Here is a 20,155-nt window from a genome sequence, read left to right as displayed (position 1 = left end):
GGAGTTCACCTTTCTGCTCTTAATTTCTTTTGTCGCTAGTTGACGTGATTGAACGTCCTAAGAAAGCTTAATTTTAGTTTTTAACTAAATTAGACTTTTATAAAGCCCCGGCATCAGCTGGGGCTTTTGCGTTTCTGGATAATTTTTATAAATAGCTATCGAGCGTCAGGTTAACCACCCGATCTAACTAATATTAACTATTAACAAATCACTGCTCCTTTTAAATGCAATAAGCGCGATATATCGGCGTTCCCCTAAGTTGCTTTTTAATCGGTACATACCTTTACTAAATGATGATTCACGTCAATGATTATTGTATTAAATACAAGTAGCGTCTGCTCGAGTGGCTACTAGTCTATCCGTGAATACGATGTTTAGGGTTGTTATATGCTTACAAAGTTAAAGTTAAGTCAGCAATTATCGGTTTCATTTGGAATCATGATTGCTCTAATGATCATGCTCTCTGGAGTGGCTTATGTTGGGTTGAGCGGTGGTTTTAGTAATTTTGTCGAATACCGGAGTTTAGCTAGGGCAAGTAATCTTGCAAGTAGTTTGGAGGCAAACTTGTTGTCAACCAGAGTCAATGTCTTAAATTTTCTCAAACAACAGTCTCAAGAAGATGTACGCCAATTTGAACAAAAAACTGAGCAATTACATAAAGACTTCCTTGCAGCTAGAAAGGTCCTAACTACACCTGAATTAGTCTCGCTAGTAGAGAAAAGTGAGGAGGCTTTAACTGAATATGAAGCTAACTTTAAACAAATCCTAACGCTTTACCGTCGCAGAGATTCAGTGGTTAACAATACACTGGATCAAATAGGCCCTCAAATGCGCAAAAATGTTACTCAGCTGATGGATTTAAGTGTCGAACGTAATGATTTTAAAGGGTTGGATATTGCGGCTCATATGCAAGAAAAGCTGTTATTAGGGCGATTATTTGTCAGTAAATTCTTAGTGAGTAACCTGCCTGAAGACTATGAAAGAGCAATGAAAGAACTTAAGCAAGAGAAGGATCTACTAAACCAATCTAAGTCAGAGTTTACCGACGACGTATCCAAACGGCTGCTTGCAAGTACAGGGTCACTGGGTGAGCGTTACTCTCAGGGGGTAAACGAAGTTCAGCGAATTATCACTGAGAGGAACCAGTTAATAGCCGGCTCACTTAACAAAAATGGTCAAAGTATTGCGGACTATTTAGGGCGCATTAAAGAGTCGATTAAAGACAAGCAAGACGAACTGGGGCCAGTTGCTCAAGCGCAAAGTGAAAACACAGTGAGCACGATTATTGTTGTCGCATGTATTGTGATCCTGCTAGGGTGTTTTTTAAGCTGGTATATTACGCGTTTAATTAAAACTCCGATTGGCGGAGAGCCAAAAGAAATTGCAGAAGTGGCATCAAGGATTGCCAGTGGAGACCTTACTATTCAATTTGACAGGGGAGAGTCGGTCAGTGGTATTTATTTGGCGATGCGTAATATGGCTGACAAACTCAAAGCCATCATTGCAGAAATTCAAAGCTCCACGCATGCATTATCTTCCTCGTCGGAAACACTTAGTGCTATCACTGCCCAGTCCAAACAAGGGGCGGACAACCAAATGGAGCAACTCAGTCATAGTGCTGTTTCGATGAATGAAATGGCTGCCACGATTGCTGAAATAACCCAAAGTGCTCAACTCGCAGCAGACGCCGCCACCGATGCGGATTCTCAATCTAATTCAGGTGTTCAAGTTGTCGTTGCAACACAGCAAGCTATGGAAGGTCTAGTTGGTAAGATAGAAAATGTTAGCAAAACCATTGAGAATCTTGAACAAGAAACAGAATCGGTTGGTTCTATTTTGGATGTCATCAGGGGTATCGCGGAGCAAACTAATCTGTTGGCGCTCAATGCAGCAATTGAAGCTGCAAGGGCTGGTGAACAAGGGCGAGGTTTTGCCGTAGTGGCCGATGAGGTGAGAAGTCTTGCTAGTCGCACCCAAAAGAGTACGGACGAAATTCAAGAGATGATCTCTAAATTGCAAAATGAAGCGAAGCGCTCTGTTGGCATGATGCGAGAAAACGTGAAAGACGCGAAAGATACAGCGGACAAGTCAGCGAAAACGGATGAAGTGTTACAAGCGATTTCTTCATCTGTGAGCACGATTAAAGATATGAATCTACAAATAGCCAGTGCTTCTGAGGAGCAAAACACGGTTACACAGCAGCTTTCGCAAAGTGTGACAGAAATCAGTGAAACTGCACAAGAGACTGCAACGGGAGCCGAGCGCGCGTCAGATGAAGCGTTATCGCTGTTGTCTTTATCCCGCGCACTAGATAAGTCGGTGAGCAGTTTTAGGTTATAAGTACTGTTAGCAAATTCGGCTATAGTCTAGCTGACACATTAACGCCGGCAAGGTTTGGCAAGCTATATCAGAACCACATGTCCTTTCTCTAATCGATGTGGTTGCTGGAGTTGGCCATGAACCCGTTCCACCATTTATCAGTGGAGTATGTCGAGGAGATAGCTGCGTGTTAATGTCTGATAGGTTCTTAAGACGTTTTTTGTTTAATTTAAATTGCATTGTCAATTTCCTTTTTTGTTAACGTTAGGTGAATATTTTTGTTTTAAAAGTAACCATTAGTCAATTGCAAAAAATTCATAGGTCCGGAAGGGATAGCACTAAAGTGTGCTGTCTTTTTACAGTACAGCCGTTATGCTAGAGCAAACAATAAAAAATCATCACAGTTATGTTTTCTATCGGGCTGATAAGTCTTATTGCGCTGCTGTATTTAGCGCTTTTATTTACCATTGCATGGGGCGCTGATAGGGCGAGTACAAAATTTAGATCTTATCATGCCAAGCAAGTTACCTATGCCTTGTCACTTGGGGTGTATTGCACCTCTTGGGCGTTTTTTGGTACTACCGCGCAAGCGGCAAATAATGGCTGGTGGCTTGCCCCAACTTATGTTGGCACGATTTTACTGTTTATATTTGGTTGGCAAGTCTACACTCGCATTGCCGAAATATGCCGCCAGCAGCAGCTCACTTCCATGGCGGACTTTATTGCCACGCGTTACGGTAATTCTTCTAGTTTGTCTGGGCTCATTTCTCTGATCTCTGTCATTGCAGTTGTACCCTATATTGCACTTCAGCTTAATGCCACCAGCGCCAGTATCGGTATGCTGACAAGCGACACCCAGCGGGTGAGTGTCGCGTTTTGGCAGGATAGTACTTTTTATATCACCTTGCTGTTAGCTCTATTCGCAATTTTATTTGGCACGCGTAGGCTGAGACCCAGTGAGCATAACCCAGGGTTGATGACTGCAATCGCCTTTGAGTCATTAATTAAGTTGCTAGCGTTTATTGCCGTTGGTGTCTACGTCTGTTTTGTACTCTTTGAATCGCCCACTCACTTATTTAGCCAGGCGGATCAGCAGGGAATTACCAAGCAAATAGAGGCAACTGCTAGCCCAACCTATGTTTATTTAGTCCATGTTCTCTTAGGGGTATTGGCAACGCTGTGTTTGCCGAGGCAGTTCCATACCTCTTTTATTGAATATGATGAACAAAACCAATTTAAGACCGCACGCTGGTTATTTCCTGTTTATTTGTTGCTAATTAATTTGTTTATTTTGCCAATCGCCTACGCCGGACTGGTGTATTTTAATGGTCAAGATGTTGGCTACGATACGTTTGTGCTCGCCTTACCACTGGGTTCTGATGCGCCTCTAGTTGCTTTGACAGCCTTTCTGGGTGGGTTTTCTGCTGCGACGAGCATGGTAATAGTCTCAGCCATCGTGCTATCTATTATGATCACCAACGACTTTATCAATCAATTTTTGTTGCGCCGCTCGCAGTTAAATTCTAGTCACCGGGGCTTATCTAAGTTTAATTTACTCAATGCTCGACGGGTGGTTATTGTTGGCATTTTATTATTGAGTTACGCCAGTCATCGAGTGCTGGCTGAGGGCAACACGTTGGCCAATATGGGACTCATGTCATTTGCCTTGGTTGCGCAGTTTGCGCCTGCAATGGTGGTTGGTTTATGGTGGCGAGGGGCTTCATGTTTAGGCGCGCAATTGGGGATTGTGACGGGTTTTGCTATTTGGTTTTACACGCTGTTATTACCGAGCTTGATCAGTGGCTTTAACTTCGAAAGTCACTGGCTGAGCGCGGGACCTATGAATATCCTATGGTTAGCGCCTTTAGACTTTTTGGGTTTGGGGTTAGATAGTACGAGCCAGTCCGTCCTGATCTCTTTAAGTGCAAATCTGCTGGTTTATTTGCTGGTGCCGTTTATTTCATCCGCACGTCTTGCTGAGCGGTTACAAAGCAATAAATTTGTAATGCCGTCCAAATCTGCACAGTCCGCTAACACGGTATTGAGTTACCAGGATTTGGCAACATTGCTGCAGCGCTTTAGCGAACAAGCGCGTGCGCAGCAGCTTGTAGAACTTCATTTCCCTAAAGAGCCTGCAAACTGGAAGTTGCCAGCGCCATTGCAAGTTGAAAATATGATCGAGCGGGAGATGTCGACCCTCGTTGGCGGGGCATCTGCGAAACTGATTTTAGATGTCGCCAAAGATGAAAAACGCCAACCTTTAGAGCAAGTTGCAGAATTTGTCGATGAAGCGTCACAGGTGCTACGTTTTAATCGCGATTTACTACAGTCGACGATAGAAAACGTCAGTCAGGGGATAAGTGTAGTGGATAGTCAACTGCAATTGGTCGCTTGGAACCAGCGCTACGCAGAAATGTTTAATTATCCAGATAATGCGCTGTTTATTGGGCGTCCTGTGGCTGAGCTTATTCGTTACAATGCGCAGCGTGGACTATTTGGTGATGCTGATGTCGAGCAGCAAGTAGAGAAGCGTCTATCACATTTACGACGAGGCAATGCGTATCGCTACCGCCGCGAGCATCACGATGGCCGAGTGTTTGAAATGCAAGGTAACCCATTGCCTGGAGGTGGATTTGTAACGACCTATACGGATATCACCGAGTTTGTAAAACAACAATCCTTACTAGAGCAAGCTAATGTAAATCTAGAAGAAACGGTCGCGGCGAGGACCAAAGACTTGATAGACGCCAACCGTGCTTTATCTTTTGCGAAACGCCAAGCGGAACATGCAACGGAGAGTAAAACCCGTTTTTTCGCCGCAGCAAGTCATGACCTGTTACAGCCATTTAACGCAGCGAGCCTGTTTTGCTCATTAATGAGTGAAAAGGCCCAAGGGACTGAACTAGCTGAGCTTTCGCAAAGCATCAAAAGCTCATTGGCTAGTGCTGAAGAGTTGTTGTCGAGTATTCTTGAGCTAACGAAATTAGAAGCTGGTGCATTTAAGGTTAATCGCTCGCGCTTTGCGTTATCGTCACTGTTGGAACCATTGGAAAATGAATATGGGGCGGTAGCAAAAGACAAAGGATTAGCGTTTGCTGTGCGGGTTTGTGATGCCATGCTCTACACTGATAAAGCACTGCTAAAAAGGGTATTAGGAAATTTACTGAGTAACGCTATCCGTTACACTGAGTCTGGTACGGTAAGGCTTATCGCTGAATGTCAGGGGGAGAGTGTTTCTATCATTGTTGAAGACACTGGCGTGGGTATTGCAAAGCAAGATCAGGACGCGATATTTCAAGAGTTCAAACAGCTCCATAGTAAAGAGCTAGCGCAGGGGTTAGGACTCGGACTTGCGATCAGTAAACGGATATGCGAAGTGTTGGAAATTCCCATCACCCTCGGCTCACAACTTAATAAAGGCACACAATTTACCTTAACATTGCCAAGCCTTGGGGTGCAGACGGATAAAAAGGCTGAAGTAACCGCTGACAAGCTCAGCGGTGATTCGCAATTATCGGGTCTGTCTATTTGGTTGCTCGATAATGATGCCAACGCACTGGATGCACTATCACAAGTATTGCTAAGTTGGGGGTGTAAGGTGGCCGTAGCGCGAGATGAAGCAGAGCTTAGTGCACTGCAAGCAACGAGTCGGGCAGATATGCTGATCGCGGATTATCAGCTTGATCATGGTGTTACTGGTCTTGAGGTGATAGCAGCGCTTGCGCTTGATGATATGCCAATCATTATTAACACAGCTAACCATGACGAGGCCATCCGAGAGCGAGTGAGTGATGCAGGGATCCCATTACTCTATAAACCACTTAAAACACCAGCCCTAAAGCGCATGATTAAGCGACTAATCTAGTTGTTTATGTGCTCGCTTCATCGTCGAGATGTACATCCGTGGCCAGCTGATTAAAGAGGATCCCAGCTTGGGTGCGGTTATACACATTGAGCTTTTTTAAAATAGCTGAAACATGCTGTTTGATGGTGGTCTCTTGAATCGACATTGCATACGCAATTTGCTTATTCAAAAGGCCGTCGGCAATCATGGTTAATACTCGATATTGCTGGGGAGTTAGTTTTTCTAAATTACGTGCAAATTGCGCTTGTTCGCTATCATTTTCAGGCGCGATATCCACGATTTCAGGCAACCAAGTTTCTCCTTCAATAACGAGCTTGATGGCATCACTGATCACCTCTAGTGAGGAAGACTTGGGAATATAAGCGCTTGCCCCAAGGGCAATACATTGGCTAATAATGGCTGCCGATTCGTTGGCTGAAACCATGATCACTAATATGTCTGGATACTGATTTCTTAACCGGGCAAGACCTTCGAGACCTTTCGCGCCTGGAATTGATAAGTCCAAAAATACTAGCTCTGTTTCAGGATGCGCGAGCAACATCTCGAATAAGCTGTCTAAGGTACTGGCTTCTTTGATAGGATCATGACCAATCGCTTGTGCAGCGGCTTGTTTGAGAGCGCTGCGAAATAATGGGTGATCATCAGCGATGATTGCTTGCACCTGAGACATCCTTAACTAACTCCTAGTATCCGTTGTTATAGGGTATTTCCAAAACTACATCAAGTGATTGAGATAGCGAGGCTTCCTTGCAGCCTCGCTTTCGATGCTAAAAACGATAACCTACGGTAAGCGAAACGGTTCTTGGGTCGCCAAAGTAGCCTATCAAAGTATTATCACCACCAAGCCCCGGCGTATATTTACTCACATTACTCGGATCGCTCGGATCTGGTGTCACGAACTGATAGCCTCCTATCATATATTCTTCATCGGTCAGGTTTTTCCCATGAAGACCAACACGCCAATTGCCATCTGTGCTATACCAATTAATACTCAGATTGACTAAACCATAGCTATCCTGCGTCAGTAGGCTATCTTCCTCAAATAAGACATAATCACCACGATGGTAGTAGCTGGCATTGAATACCCAATCGCCAATATCGCTGTAGAGTTTATATGTCGCCCCAAGGTTAAAAGTTAAATCAGGGGTGTTAGAAATACTAAAGCGGTCTGATTTATCAAATGTCGCACCCGTGTCTGGGTTAGTATCGAGTACCTCTTCAAAGTCGCTGTCGATATATCCTATCGCGGCGTCAAAACTCAGCGCCTCTGTGGCGACATAGCTCAGCTCGGCTTCAATACCATTTGCTGTAGACTTACCGATGTTGCCAAGTCGTTGGTTTAGATCGGCAGAAGTTGCACCGGGCAATACGGAAATATATTGGCGGTCTTTGTGATCTAATGTGAATAGCGTGATATTGGCTCTTAGATTGTCGTTCCATTCGCTTTTCATACCGATTTCGAATGAATCTACGATTTCAGGGTCTGCAGCAGGCTCTGCGGTGCTAGCTCTGGGGTTGAAGGTGCCGGATTTAAATCCTTGAGCATAGCTGGCAAAGAACATGATATCGCGGTTGTATTGATATTCCACTCCCACTCTTGGTGTAAACCGTGACCAATCTTCTTCATCATCAAGCACTGACGGTACGAGCTCACCTGCAGGGCGTGTATAACTTGGGATCCAATTTGATTCGGGATACACGACATCAAAGACCAAACCATTGCTGACTTGTGCTTCTTTGCTGTCTTTAGTGTAACGAGCGCCCAATGTGAGCGACCACTGCTCTGCTAAATCAATGGTGCCTTGAATATACGCGGCTTTACTATTTGAGTTGTTACAACCACTGACTTCTCGCGTAAGACCGGGAGCGCCCAAGCTTTGTCCTAACACTTCCAAAATTGCTTGGAATTGACCGCATGATTCGCCATCGTAATAATATAGACCTGAGACAAATTTATAGCCGTTACCTGCATGGCTTAGCTGTATCTCATGCGTGGTTTGCTCGTCATCATAAATGGCGGGTACATCAAAGATCCGTAATGGCGTATTATCAAAGTCGATATTGGTCGGAGAGTAACTATCTCGGCTAGCACCGATGTATTTTATCGTGGTGGCGTCAGAAAGATCCCAGCGAGCGGTCAAACTATATCCCTCAAGCTCGACTTTATTCCAAGTTGGCATACTGGTGTAAGAATCAAATACGCTGTCGGGCACGGGGGCGTCAGTCAGTAAGCTCGGCAACAAGCGATAACCCCCTTTAGAGTTGGAGTCATCGTCGGTTTTATCCCATGCTAAACGGAAGAACAAGTCGTCGCTTGGACGATATTCCAAGGTTAACCGTGCAGCTTGAATTTCTTTATTGTAGTTTTCCTTATCTTGGCCGGGTAGCGTTGAAACCTTGAACTCGCCAAAACCATCTCGATTTAAAGTAGCAAAGCCATAACCTAAGTAGAGTGTGTCTTCCACGAGCGGCAATTGACCTGTGATCTTAAGATCGCGTTGATTATAACTACCAACAGTCCCTTCCACGTTAAAAGTCGCATCGCCAGACATTTCCTTAGTGACATATTTTATAGCGCCACCAATGGTGTTTTTGCCATATAGCGTTCCTTGCGGTCCTCGTAATACTTCAATCTGTTGTACATCAAGGAGGTCGAGTACAGCCCCTTGCGGCCTTGCCAAATAAATGTCATCGACGTAAATGCCGACACCGGGTTCATAACCCCATAATGGGTCTTGTTGCCCGACACCACGAATAAAGGCTGTGAGGGTAGAGTTAGTGCCTCGGCTAGCTTGAAGCGTGGTATTGGGTGAAAACTGCTGGACTTCAGAAAGTACTGAAATGCCATTTTCGAGTAGATCGGTTTCACCGATAGAAGTCACTGCAACTGGAACGGTTTGAAGGTTTTCTACCGTCTTGCGCGCCGTGACTTCAATACGTTCTAGCTTGCCTTCTGATTGTGTTGCTTGTTCTGCTGCCGCTGGGCTGACTTGAGTTGCGAGTGTAATAGCCAACGCGATAGCTGAATATCTAGGTTGGTAAATGTTCATCCTGTGGTCCCTATTATTGTCATTTTGGGTGCTTGTTGTCACACCAAAGCATAGGGGAGTTGTAAAGTTTTTCTATTAGTACCTTAGTACTAATGCCTTGATACGCTAGGATTAACACGGGGTGTAGGGCTTCTATAACCTTAGTACTATGGTTTTTATTGCGCCTGCACGCCACACTGATATTCATCAACAGTATGCCCAACACATCAACTTATAACGGGCATTAATAACAATAAAAGGAAGCCCTTATGCTCAGTATGCTTGGACTGGCAGGAGGACTTGGCCTGCTTATTTGGCTAACTCTCCGTGGCGTAAACTTGTTTATCGCAGCTCCACTTTGCGCTTTATTGGTCGCATTAACGAGTGGCGTTGCGCTATTTCCCACAGAAGCTGTAGAAAGCAGCTTTCTTACACTTTATATGGATGGCTTTGCTGGCTTTTTGAGTGCTTGGTTTTTCATGTTCTTGCTTGGCTCTTTGTTCGGTAAGTTCATGGAAGACAGTGGTGCTGCCGACAGCGTGGCACGCTATATTGTCGACAAGTTAGGTATGAAACATGCAGTATTAGCGGTGGTGATTGCCTGTGCTGTGTTAACGTATGGTGGTGTCAGTGTTTTTATTGTCGCTTTCTCTGTCTATCCTATGGCGCTTAGCTTATTTAAAGATGCCAATTTACCAAGGCGCTTTATTCCCGCAACTCTGGCCTTCGGCTCAGTCACCTTTACCATGACTTCGGCAGGCTCCCCTGAAATTCAAAACTGGATCCCAATAAAATATTTAGGCACGTCGCCTTATGCGGCTTGGGAAGTCAGTCTAGTGGTCGCCACGTTTATGGCTATTACGGGCTATTGGTGGTTGAAAAAGATGATAGCCAAAGCGGTGGCAAATGGTGAGCACTTTGAGGCGAAAGACGACGACCCTGAAATTCATGAACGTAACTATCCTCATCCAATCACTGGCGTACTACCTCTAATCGTGGTGTTGATTTTATCTTTTACACTTCATGATGTGCTGCAGCAAAGTGCACTTATTGTAGCTCTACTTGGCGGTGTACTCAGTATTGTTGCGATTAACTTTAAGCATTTTCACAACATGGGGGCCGCGATTAACTTAGGTACAACAGGTGCGCTAGTCGCTATCGGTAATACCAGTGCAGTAGTGGGTTTTGGTGCGGTAGCAAAAAACACCGAGGCATTTCAATTAGCGGTCGATATGATGACACAGATGCCGGGTAATGAGCTACTTGGCGCCGCTGTGGCGGTAAGTGTAATAGCCGGTTTAACTGGTTCGGCATCCGGTGGGCAAGCCATTGCGTTACCTTTAGTGGCACCGCACTACATTGATGCAGGTGTCAATCCAGAACAATTACATCGTGTTGTCGCTATTAGCTCAGGTGCTTTGGATACCTTACCGCACAACGGTTATGTGGTCACAACCATTCGTGCCATCTGTAAAGAAACACATCAACGAGCATATTGGTCCATGGCTGCGTTGACTGCGGTCGTGCCGCTGGTGGGCGTTGCCCTCGCATTAACCCTATTCATCTTATTTTAACGGAGTGATACAGCAATGAAGCAGATTTTCCTGTTACTCTTGTTCGTTGCCAGCCACATTGTCTATGGCAGTGAGACAAGCAAACCTATGCTGGTTGAAAAGCAAGTTTTTACACTCGCGCATTTTACTACAGAGTCTGGAGCCAGCATTCCTGACGTTAAGGTCGGCTGGGAAAGCTATGGCAAATTAAATGCCGATAAAAGCAATGCAATTTTGATCACGCATTTCTTTTCTGGCACATCTCACGCGGCGGGTAAGTATCGAGAGTCTGACGTATTGGCAGGTTACTGGGATGCCATTATCGGCCCGGGTAAAGCGATAGATACTAACAAGTACTTTGTGATAAGTTCAGATACTTTGGTCAACGCAAATTGGCATAATAAAGATGTGATCACAACGGGCCCGGCGTCTATTAATCCGAAAACGGGCAAACCTTACGGTTTGGATTTTCCCGTGGTGACCATAGGTGATTTTGTTGAAGTGCAAAAGCAACTATTGGATAGCTTAGGTATCGACAAACTACATGCGGTGATGGGCGCGTCTATGGGATCTTTCCAAGCGTTAGAATGGTCAGTGCGCTATCCCGAAAAAGTGTCACGTTTAATTCATGTGATTGGTGCGGCAAAGATGGATGCTTGGACCGTTGCAGCGCTAGAGAAATGGGCTTTACCTATCCGACTTGATCCAAATTGGCAGGGCGGGGACTACTACGACGGGGAAAGGCCACTTGCTGGACTCACGGCCACGATGCTTAATATCACTCAAGACGCGATGCACCCCGCTATTTATAACGCCAGTTTTCCAGACTTTATTGTGCTTGATCCCAAAGCAAAGCAAGATATTCGTCAGCTTCCTAAACTCAGCCAAACGCTAGCCACGCGCGCACGAGCAAGGGCCGAAACGCAAGACGCGAATTCAATCTTGTATTTAGTCCGCGCCTCGCAATTATACACCGCAGGCATGCAAGGTAATTTTGATAGTGCTATCGATAAAATCACAGCAAAGATTTTGTTGATGCCTGCAAGCAATGACTTGTTATTAAGGCCTGAGCCCATTCGTAAGTTAGCAGAAACCCTAAGAGCCAAGAATAAAGATGTGCAGATCACAGAGATAGAAGGCGTTTGGGGACATTTAGACGGTATTTTTTCAATTCAATCACAGGCTGACACTATTGCTCAGTTCTTAGCAAAATAATCAAGGAGTGACGATGAAGACGGCGTTGATCACAGGGGCAGCAAGTGGCATTGGTCGCTATGTCGCGATGGCCCTGAGCAAACAAGGTTACAGCTTATTGCTCGTAGATTTGAACTTAGCGCAAGCACAGACGGTAGCCGAGTCTATCGTCAGTGATGGAGGAAATGCACAAGCGTTTGCGCTCAATATCGCCAATAAGCAAGACATCGCTGATTTTGTCTGTCAGCACGATAACATTGATGTGCTTATCAATAACGCAGGCGTGCAACATGTTGAAGCACTGGAGCATTATCCAGAAGATAAATGGCAATTGCTGCAAGATGTGATGCTAACAGGCCCGGCCATGTTGTGTAAGGCAGTATTGCCGCATATGCGCAGAGGAGGCTTTGGTCGCATCGTTAATATTGGTTCTATCCACGCTCTAGTCGCTTCTAAGTATAAGTCTGCTTATGTCGCTGCAAAACATGGGTTGATGGGATTTGGCAAAGTATTGGCGCTGGAAACCGCAGACTGCGATATCACCGTGAACACTATTTGCCCCGCTTATGTAAAAACCCCATTGGTAGAACAGCAAATTACCGCGCAAGCGAAACAGCATGGGATCAGTGAAGATGAAGTGATAAACAATATTATGTTGGCGCCAATGCCGAAAAAGGCCTTTATAGGGTTGGATGAGATTGCTCATGCTGTCAATTTTTTACTCGCAAATGAGTCACGCAACATTACTGGCCAAGCCATTGTGCTGGACGGCGGCTGGACAGTGCAATAGGAGGAATGATGGCTGGATTTGATAAGGTAGTCGTAAGCTACGAAGAAGCAATGGCAGGACTTTGCGATGGCATGACCGTGATTGCCGGGGGCTTTGGTTTGTGCGGGATCCCTGAAGGTTTGATAAGCCAAATACGCCATATGGGCACAAAGGACTTAACCGTGGTTTCTAATAACTGCGGAGTAGACGGGTTTGGTTTAGGGATTTTGCTTGAGGATAAGCAGATCCGTAAAATGGTGGCTTCCTACGTGGGAGAAAACGCCTTGTTTGAGCAGCAGTTATTGAGCGGTGGATTGGAAGTTGAATTAACTCCACAAGGGACACTTGCAGAAAAGATGCGCGCAGGTGGAGCTGGGATCCCCGCTTTTTATACCGCAACAGGCGTTGGTACACCCGTCGCTGAGGGCAAAGAGGTAAAAACGTTTGGTGATAGAGAATATATTTTAGAGCCGAGTATTACGGGAGACTTTGCCATTGTAAAAGCGTGGAAAGCAGACCGTTTTGGCAATTGTGTTTATCGCCACACCGCGATGAACTTTAATCCAATAGCTGCAACAGCTGGAAAAATTACCGTCGCTGAAGTGGAAGAAATTGTAGAGCCTGGCGAAATCGAACCGAGCCAAATTCATACCCCTGGAATTTATATCGATAGAGTGATTTTAGGACAGTTCGAAAAACGCATCGAAAAACGTACTGTGAAGGAGCAGGCATAATGGCATTAACCAGAGAGCAAATGGCCATGCGAGTGGCACAGGAATTAAAAGATGGGTTTTATGTCAATCTTGGCATTGGGATCCCCACGCTGGTGGCCAATTATGTACCACAGGGCATGGATGTGATGCTGCAATCGGAAAACGGCTTATTAGGCATGGGGGCTTATCCAACCGAGCAGGAAGTGGATGCGGATATGATCAATGCGGGTAAGGAAACCGTTACGGCCCGCACGGGAGCTGCCATTTTTAGTTCTGCAGAAAGCTTTGCAATGATCCGTGGCGGTCATGTGGACCTGACGGTGCTTGGCGCTTTTGAAGTAGATCAGCACGGTAATCTTGCCAGCTGGATGATCCCAGGTAAGCTTATCAAGGGCATGGGTGGCGCGATGGACCTTGTCGCTGGGGCTAAAAATATAATTTGCACTATGACGCATGCGAATAAACAAGGTGAGTCCAAGCTGCTACAGCACTGTAGTTTACCGCTCACCGGCGTAAACTGTATCAATAAGATAGTAACCGATCTTGCGCTGCTTGAAGTCAAAGGAGGCGCGTTTCATTTACTTGAGCGAGCTCCAGGTGTTAGCGTCGCGGAAATTCAAGCAAAAACAGCTGGTATATTGATCTGCCCAGATGACGTACCGGAGATGGCGTTTAGCTAGGGTTGAACTAAAGCTGAGTTTCCATGCTATGCACGCAGCTGGCTTTAACGCGAGCTGCGCTACATTTGTTATTCTGCGCCGCTTTCACAAGGTAGCTTGTAATCAACATACCTTCTCAGTTATCTAGAAATCCTATTTTTCCCTTAATTATCCCTCGGCTGCTTAGTATGAATAAAATGCACTTTTATCTAGTACTTTATTATTGATTGTGGTTACGATTTGTCACATAATTTGCGCCGCGTTTTAACGCGCTCTCAGCTGGGTTGTCGAGAGTTAATAATCACGTAAAGGAACTATATAATGACAAAAAATATCGTGCGTTTAGCACTAGCCTCTCTATTTACTATTTCTTTGACTGCTTGTGTTTCTACTTCTACTGAGGTTAAACAAAATACGGCATATGAATTTCCAATCACACTCTCAGCTCAACAACCTGTATTGATATTCCCTGTTTCGCTGCATGGTGTTCCAGGAAACGACCGTGAAGTGGGTTTAGCAATTACCGCTGGCGTAACGGGAAAACATGGTGCGTCTGTTGTTTCAAGCCAACAGTTATACGATGTGGTTGGTAACTTGTCTTGGACTGTGGGTGAAAACATGCGTAGGCATGTTAATCAAGGAAATTATGCGCTTACAGGTTCGGCTCAGCGCATTGCAGATGATCTTACCGGTGCAATACAAAAGCTGACTAAGACGCTAAAGTCGACAGGAGTGATCAAGGATAAAGGGTTTAACTTTAACAGAGTGATCGTACTGCATGTTGATAGTTCTGGTGGGATCCCGGTACCGGGCGTAAATCGTGTAACGGCATTTGGCGGGATCATCGATTTGGAGAATCAAGCGGTGGTTTCTTACATAGAAAAAGACTTGGTATTGGCAGATGGGTATGATGCTGTATTGGCGCAAATGCCAATGGAAATGAATAGCATCATTGAAGATCTTATCAATAAAGGTTAAGCGTCTGGCTTTACACACAAAATGACCACGATATCAGGAAGCAATTTCCTGATATCGTGAGATTTATCCTCGCTGATGCTATCTGTTACGCGCTACGTGTATTCATCTCAGCAATAAACTTATTCGAATCTTCAATAGAGCGATTCATATCTGCGATTAGGGCGCTAATATCACGCTTTAGCCCCGTAAACTCACTTTTAATAGCGCTTACCGCTTGTGCATTTAGGTTATGCTTAAGATACAGCACATTATCTTGTAGTGAGTCGAGCACGGGTTGCATTTTGGCTTCACTACTGCGCATTGAGCGAAGTAAGCGTTCAAATTGGCGCTGTGTTTGACTTAATTGCTTAGCACTCTCACGTTTTAGATTTGCACTCGAATATTGCTCAAGTTCATCTTGCCACTCGTCAAATAGCGCATTGGCCACGTCTTCCACTTTGTCTATATTGCTACTTACTTCAGCAGCAGCGGCAAGGGATGATTGGTAGTCATCGTTAAGCAGGTTATAGGCTTCTTGTAATTCACCACCATTAAAATTAATTAACGTGGTGAGTCTTTCCAATGCCGATTGAAATTCTTTTTGTGATTCCTCTTGGGACTCCTTTGTTTCTTCGACACGATCAACCAATATCTCGCGTTTATGCACACCAAACTTTTCCATGGTGGCGTAATAGGCACTTTGGCAACCAGTAACGAGTAAAAGTAACACTGCGCTTAAGGTGAGTTTCTTCATTTGCACTCCCGGGCTCTAGAAGGTCAATAATCAGTAAGTGGCCATGTGACCGTCGTTATATATTACTATTTAGCGCTATAAATTATGGCGGGGATTGTTATGATGTGTAAAGTGATCCATGAATATTAACTTGATTATGATGCAAAGAATAACCGAAATGAAGGTCGTAGCACTGCGATTCTTACATTCTCAGCCCAGCTGGTGGCGCCGCTATAGTAAGCGGTGTATTGAGGACCAGATCACGGTCAATGCGGGCTATTTAGCGTATGTCACACTGTTATCGTTAGTTCCCTTAGTTGCGGTGGGTGTAGCAATTTTTTCAGCGTTTCCTGGATTTGAAGATACGCGCTTTGCAATTGAAAACTTTGTGTTCAATAACTTTGTGCCAACATCGACGGACACCATTAAAGAGCACATCAGCGCGTTTACTGGCAATGCGAATAAGATGACAGCTGTGGGGGTGAGCTTTTTGGCCGTCGTGGCTTTGTTACTTATTCGCAATGTTGACACCACACTCAACCGAATTTGGCGAGTGAAGCAAAAGCGTCCGTTAATGATTTCGTTTGCGATTTATTGGATGGTGCTCACGCTTGGCCCTGTGCTATTGGGCGCGAGTATTGGTATGACATCTTATATCGTTTCTTTAGTGACATTTGCCGATCAAGGGATCCCTGGGTTTAGTGGCGCACTAATTAAGATGTTGCCCTATTTAATTTCTATGGTTGGCTTCATCATGCTCTATACTTTAGTACCAAATACCAGTGTGTCATTTCGAGCCGCGGTTCCGGGTGCTTTGTTTGCAGCTTTGTTATTTGAGCTAACGAAAAAAGGCTTTGCATTATACATCAGCCATTTCCCCTCATACGAAGTTATCTATGGGGCGCTCGCGACAGTACCCATTCTTTTTGTTTGGGTATATTTATCTTGGATAGTGGTGTTGTTAGGTGCGGAGTTTACTGTGTGCTTAACCCAAGATATGGAAGCCGCAGGATTAGATGCAAGCTCGGAGTTTGACCCACCAGACGCGCAGGGACTTTAGCTTTTACCGATAGCGGTTAGCTTAAGCCCCCAAGGGGGAATTATGAGCTTATTGTATCAACATGGCGACGCCTTGCGTCGCTTTCATCTCGCGGTAGGTGAAGGGCATCAATTGGGCATAGAGGAGTATGGTTGCAGTGAAGGCACACCACTTATCATGCTGCACGGTGGCCCAGGTCAAGGTCATTCTCGTAATGTACTCGGTTATTTCAATCCGCAAAAATACCGCATTATCCTATTTAGTCAGCGAGGCTGTGGTAACTCAACGCCTGCTGACTTTGGTAATATAAATACCGCGAATTTGCTGAAAGATATTCATACCATTCGTGCGCATTTAGGGCTGCAAAAGGTTGTACTCGCCGGGGAATCTTTCGGTGCCATGTTGGCACTTCTTTATGCTGAGCAACATCGTGAAGATGTCTTGGGGATAGTGTTGTGGTCGAGTTTTTTGGGCACTGAGGCGGATCTTCACTGGCTTTATGGTAGCCAAGGTGCTCCAGCACAAATTTATCCAGAGCAGTATCTTGTCTTTGCACAGGGAGCACAAACCATAGAATCCTTGTTAGACAATTATCATTCGGCACTTTTTGGCGAGGATGAGTTGCTCAAAAGAAAAGCAGCGCAGCGCTGGTGTGAGTGGGATAACCTGATCACAACGGATAGCGATATGCAAGGTATCAGACTTTGCAAAGCAGACAAGCAGCTAAGTAGAGCACAACATATGGTGCATTTTTTTAGTCATCAGTGCTTTATCAAAACACAGCAAATTACAGCAGGTGCACATCTGCTCAATCACTTACCTATCTGGTTTATTCACAGTCGACATGATTTAATGTGCCGATATGCACCGATTCATCAGCTAGCACAAAGCATTAAGGCGCAGTTACTGATTTTGAATGGGGTTGGGCATTGTAGTGCTAACCCCATTTACGCAGAAGCAATAAGGCGAGCGGCTGATCTATTGCTGTGCAAAATTCAGCATCATTATTAGAAGTAATAAGAGGTAGGCAGTGCAAGGGTTAATTCAAAGAGTCAGCGAAGCAAAGGTAGAAGTAGAAGGTGAGGTTGTAGGTCAAATCCGTCAGGGGATATTGCTACTTTTAGGCGTTGAAAAGTCGGATACCGAGCAAACGGCGGATAAATTACTGCACAAGGTAAGTAACTACCGTATTTTTACTGACGACAAGGGGAAAATGAATTTAAGTTTAAAAGACATTGAAGGTGAATTATTGGTTGTATCGCAATTCACCTTGGCGGCAGACACCAAAAAAGGCATGAGGCCAAGTTTTTCGAGCGCAGGAACACCTGAGCAAGCGAATACACTCTACCAATACTTTGTGGCTCAAGCGAAGGCTGGAGGATTGAAAGTCGCGACGGGACAATTTGCCGCGGATATGAAGGTGAGTTTACTCAATGACGGCCCTGTGACTTTTAATTTTAGTGTTGAGTAGTGATTTGACTAAAAGTCTAAGGCCAACAAATGCTAGCGTTTAATCTCGATAATCATATTGGCGTAGTCGGGCACTTTTTCGATAAAGGGCTTTTTACCAAAGTTGGTAATTAATAAGTGTTGAAGTTGCTTGAGCTGCGATTCATGCTCAGTTAAAAAGTTGATATACAATCGGCCTCCATCGTTAATGGCAGCTCTGAGTAGGCGATAAAACTGGTGCTGAAACAAGAAGATGGGAGGCTCGAGTTCACTAAATAAATCGAGCACAATCCAATCGTAGCGTTTGCCTTGTTGCAATGCTTTAAATACATCAACACAATTAACATCGCACAAAGGGTCGCCACCAAAATAGCGTTTGTAACAGTGGATCACATCAGGGTTGTTATCTATGGTGGTAATGTGACAATTTGGATACGTAGCATTGAGGTAATCACGGATTGCACCTGCGCCAAGACCCAGCTCTAGTACGCTGGTTGGTGGGGTGACTTGCTGCCAGCGACTCGCGAATGTTTTTAAATGAGGAAATAACAAGTGCTCCGGGTGGTTTAACTCCACAACGGATTGTAATGTGTTGTTTATCAGAAGCCATCTTAACGATTTCTCTTGCCGCACTTGGATGCTATTTCTGCCTTGTTTATGCCAATATAGCAAGTGTCCTAGCTGGTGGCTCTGGTCCACAAAATCGTTGCTGATTGTGCCTGAATGCGTAATAAATTCCCCCATGATAACATCAGCATAGACGAGGATTTTGTGAATGCCAGCTTGTCCATCAGTTTTTACACTAAAGGTTAAGTGTTTTGGCGCATTTTATTCCCTACACTGAGCTTATCTTGTAGGGTGTATCTGTACTAGATTTAAAGTCGTTAAACAGGCTAATAACAAAACAGGAGTCAGTGATGTTTGAGGTAACTTCACCACAAAGCAGCGAAGATTGGCAAGCCTATTACCAGTTACGCTGGCAGGTGTTAAGAGCGCCATGGGATCAACCTCGTGGCAGCGAACAGGATGATTTAGAACAAGAAGCTGAACATCGCTACATTAAAAATAATGATGGTGAAGTGCTAGGCGTAGCTAGGCTCCATTTTAACAATCATAAGCAAGCACAAGTGCGCTATATGGCCGTTGCAGAGGGACATCGAGGTCATCATTTAGGTAGCCGTTTGCTTCATGAGCTGGAAGTTATTGCGTGGACGCAAAAAGCAGAAGAGTTGGTTTTGTATGCTCGTGAGCGCGCGTTATCATTTTACGAGCGCCATGGTTATGAAGTGGTTGAAAAGGCACACTTAGCCTATGGCGACGTGCAGCACTGGAAGATGGTCAAACAACGTCCTACGGAGCCGGGCTGGTTCAGGCAGCCAGATTGGACCCATGTATTACAAAATACTTGGCGCGAGTCTATCCCAATCAGTGATGCGATGGGAATTAAAGTAGAAAGTTATACAGACTGGCAGTTTTCCACAAAGGCTGATTTAAAAGCGAACCTTAACTTACACAACTCGATGTTTGCAGGTTCTATATATAGCATGGCGACGTTAACGGGCTGGGGAGCGACTTATTTAGCACTTAAGGAACTCGGGTTAGAGGGAGATATTGTGTTAGCTTATGCCAATATTAAATATCTAAAACCTTTAACCACGGCACCAGCGGCAACGGTTACCATTGCGGACTGCGAAGGTGAATTACAAGCGCTAGAGACGGCAGGCAAAGCAAAATATGTAGTGCCAGTGAATGTTTACGATGGCGACATGTTAGTCGCTAAATTTGAAGGGCAGTTTGTGGTGATTAAACCGCAATAAGTAGAGAATTATTTTCAGCTTCCCAAATGAAAAAGCTCTGAGTGTTCAGAGCTTTTTTC

General features: G+C 44.9%; 17 protein-coding genes. 12 read left to right on the top strand and 5 right to left on the bottom strand.

The window, feature by feature from the left end; all coding sequences use genetic code 11:
* Nucleotides 1-387 precede the first annotated feature (387 nt).
* The gene (locus CWC03_RS02495; RefSeq protein WP_138580440.1) at nt 388-2,340 is read left to right on the top strand and encodes a HAMP domain-containing methyl-accepting chemotaxis protein; all 1,953 of its coding nucleotides are present in this window, start codon (nt 388-390) and stop codon (nt 2,338-2,340) included.
* 6 nt (nt 2,341-2,346) lie between these two features.
* Here the strand turns inward: CWC03_RS02495 and CWC03_RS02490 are convergent, their stop codons facing one another.
* Nucleotides 2,347-2,559, bottom strand: a complete 213-nt coding sequence (locus CWC03_RS02490; RefSeq protein WP_138580439.1) for a hypothetical protein — start codon at nt 2,557-2,559, stop codon at nt 2,347-2,349.
* Between the two features lie 166 nt (nt 2,560-2,725).
* On the opposite strand from CWC03_RS02490, the gene CWC03_RS02485 reads away from it, so the two are divergent.
* Nucleotides 2,726-6,184 (top strand): PAS domain-containing hybrid sensor histidine kinase/response regulator, encoded by a 3,459-nt coding sequence (locus tag CWC03_RS02485; protein WP_138580438.1) that lies wholly within the window; start codon nt 2,726-2,728, stop codon nt 6,182-6,184.
* Between the two features lie 4 nt (nt 6,185-6,188).
* On the opposite strand, the gene CWC03_RS02480 is transcribed toward CWC03_RS02485, so the two are convergent.
* Both CWC03_RS02480 and CWC03_RS02475 read right to left on the bottom strand, forming a co-directional pair.
* Nucleotides 6,189-6,854, bottom strand: coding sequence for a response regulator transcription factor (locus CWC03_RS02480; protein ID WP_138580437.1), 666 nt, complete (start codon nt 6,852-6,854; stop codon nt 6,189-6,191).
* 97 nt (nt 6,855-6,951) lie between these two features.
* Nucleotides 6,952-9,234, bottom strand: coding sequence for a TonB-dependent receptor (locus CWC03_RS02475; protein ID WP_138580436.1), 2,283 nt, complete (start codon nt 9,232-9,234; stop codon nt 6,952-6,954).
* A gap of 248 nt (nt 9,235-9,482) precedes the next feature.
* On the opposite strand from CWC03_RS02475, the gene CWC03_RS02470 reads away from it, so the two are divergent.
* The 6 genes from CWC03_RS02470 to CWC03_RS02445 all read left to right on the top strand — a co-directional run bounded on the left by CWC03_RS02470 (nt 9,483) and on the right by CWC03_RS02445 (nt 15,079).
* The gene (locus CWC03_RS02470; RefSeq protein ID WP_138580435.1) at nt 9,483-10,787 is read left to right on the top strand and encodes a GntP family permease; all 1,305 of its coding nucleotides are present in this window, start codon (nt 9,483-9,485) and stop codon (nt 10,785-10,787) included.
* 15 nt (nt 10,788-10,802) lie between these two features.
* Entirely contained in the window at nt 10,803-11,981 is a 1,179-nt protein-coding gene (locus tag CWC03_RS02465; RefSeq protein WP_138580434.1) for an E22 family MetX-like putative esterase, read from the top strand.
* A gap of 13 nt (nt 11,982-11,994) precedes the next feature.
* Nucleotides 11,995-12,750, top strand: a complete 756-nt coding sequence (locus CWC03_RS02460) for a 3-hydroxybutyrate dehydrogenase (RefSeq protein ID WP_138580433.1) — start codon at nt 11,995-11,997, stop codon at nt 12,748-12,750.
* Nucleotides 12,751-12,758: 8 nt separating this feature from the next.
* On the top strand, nt 12,759-13,463 hold the full coding sequence (locus CWC03_RS02455; RefSeq protein ID WP_138580446.1) for a CoA transferase subunit A: 705 nt from the start codon (nt 12,759-12,761) through the stop codon (nt 13,461-13,463).
* Nucleotides 13,463-14,122 carry a CoA transferase subunit B gene (locus CWC03_RS02450; RefSeq protein WP_138580432.1) on the top strand — a complete coding sequence of 220 codons (660 nt, stop codon included), beginning with the start codon at nt 13,463-13,465 and terminating at the stop codon, nt 14,120-14,122. Before CWC03_RS02455 ends, CWC03_RS02450 begins: the two co-directional genes overlap by 1 nt.
* Before the next feature lie 300 nt (nt 14,123-14,422).
* The gene (locus CWC03_RS02445) at nt 14,423-15,079 is read left to right on the top strand and encodes a hypothetical protein (protein ID WP_138580431.1); all 657 of its coding nucleotides are present in this window, start codon (nt 14,423-14,425) and stop codon (nt 15,077-15,079) included.
* Between the two features lie 85 nt (nt 15,080-15,164).
* Here the strand turns inward: CWC03_RS02445 and CWC03_RS02440 are convergent, their stop codons facing one another.
* On the bottom strand, nt 15,165-15,812 hold the full coding sequence (locus tag CWC03_RS02440) for a DUF2959 domain-containing protein (RefSeq protein ID WP_138580430.1): 648 nt from the start codon (nt 15,810-15,812) through the stop codon (nt 15,165-15,167).
* Between the two features lie 136 nt (nt 15,813-15,948).
* On the opposite strand from CWC03_RS02440, the gene CWC03_RS23380 reads away from it, so the two are divergent.
* Genes CWC03_RS23380 through dtd form a run of 3 tightly spaced genes read left to right on the top strand, consistent with a single transcriptional unit; the run spans nt 15,949 to nt 18,301 of the window.
* Nucleotides 15,949-16,851 carry a virulence factor BrkB family protein gene (locus tag CWC03_RS23380; RefSeq protein WP_442793313.1) on the top strand — a complete coding sequence of 301 codons (903 nt, stop codon included), beginning with the start codon at nt 15,949-15,951 and terminating at the stop codon, nt 16,849-16,851.
* 42 nt (nt 16,852-16,893) lie between these two features.
* Nucleotides 16,894-17,841, top strand: coding sequence for an alpha/beta fold hydrolase (locus CWC03_RS23375; RefSeq protein ID WP_171040193.1), 948 nt, complete (start codon nt 16,894-16,896; stop codon nt 17,839-17,841).
* A 19-nt stretch (nt 17,842-17,860) separates the two neighbouring features.
* Nucleotides 17,861-18,301 (top strand): D-aminoacyl-tRNA deacylase, encoded by a 441-nt coding sequence (dtd, locus tag CWC03_RS02430; RefSeq protein WP_138580429.1) that lies wholly within the window; start codon nt 17,861-17,863, stop codon nt 18,299-18,301.
* A 32-nt stretch (nt 18,302-18,333) separates the two neighbouring features.
* Here the strand turns inward: dtd and CWC03_RS02425 are convergent, their stop codons facing one another.
* A complete protein-coding gene (locus tag CWC03_RS02425) occupies nt 18,334-19,023 on the bottom strand; it encodes a spermidine synthase (RefSeq protein ID WP_138580428.1) in 690 nt (229 codons plus the stop codon).
* 173 nt (nt 19,024-19,196) lie between these two features.
* On the opposite strand from CWC03_RS02425, the gene CWC03_RS02420 reads away from it, so the two are divergent.
* Nucleotides 19,197-20,096: a bifunctional GNAT family N-acetyltransferase/hotdog fold thioesterase gene (locus CWC03_RS02420; RefSeq protein WP_138580427.1), complete on the top strand. Its 900-nt coding sequence runs from the start codon at nt 19,197-19,199 to the stop codon at nt 20,094-20,096.
* Nucleotides 20,097-20,155: the final 59 nt, after the last annotated feature.

Source organism: Pseudoalteromonas sp. S2755 (assembly GCF_005886535.1).
Taxonomy (GTDB): Bacteria; Pseudomonadota; Gammaproteobacteria; order Enterobacterales; family Alteromonadaceae; genus Pseudoalteromonas.
This window is presented reverse-complemented; position numbering and strand designations above follow the sequence as displayed.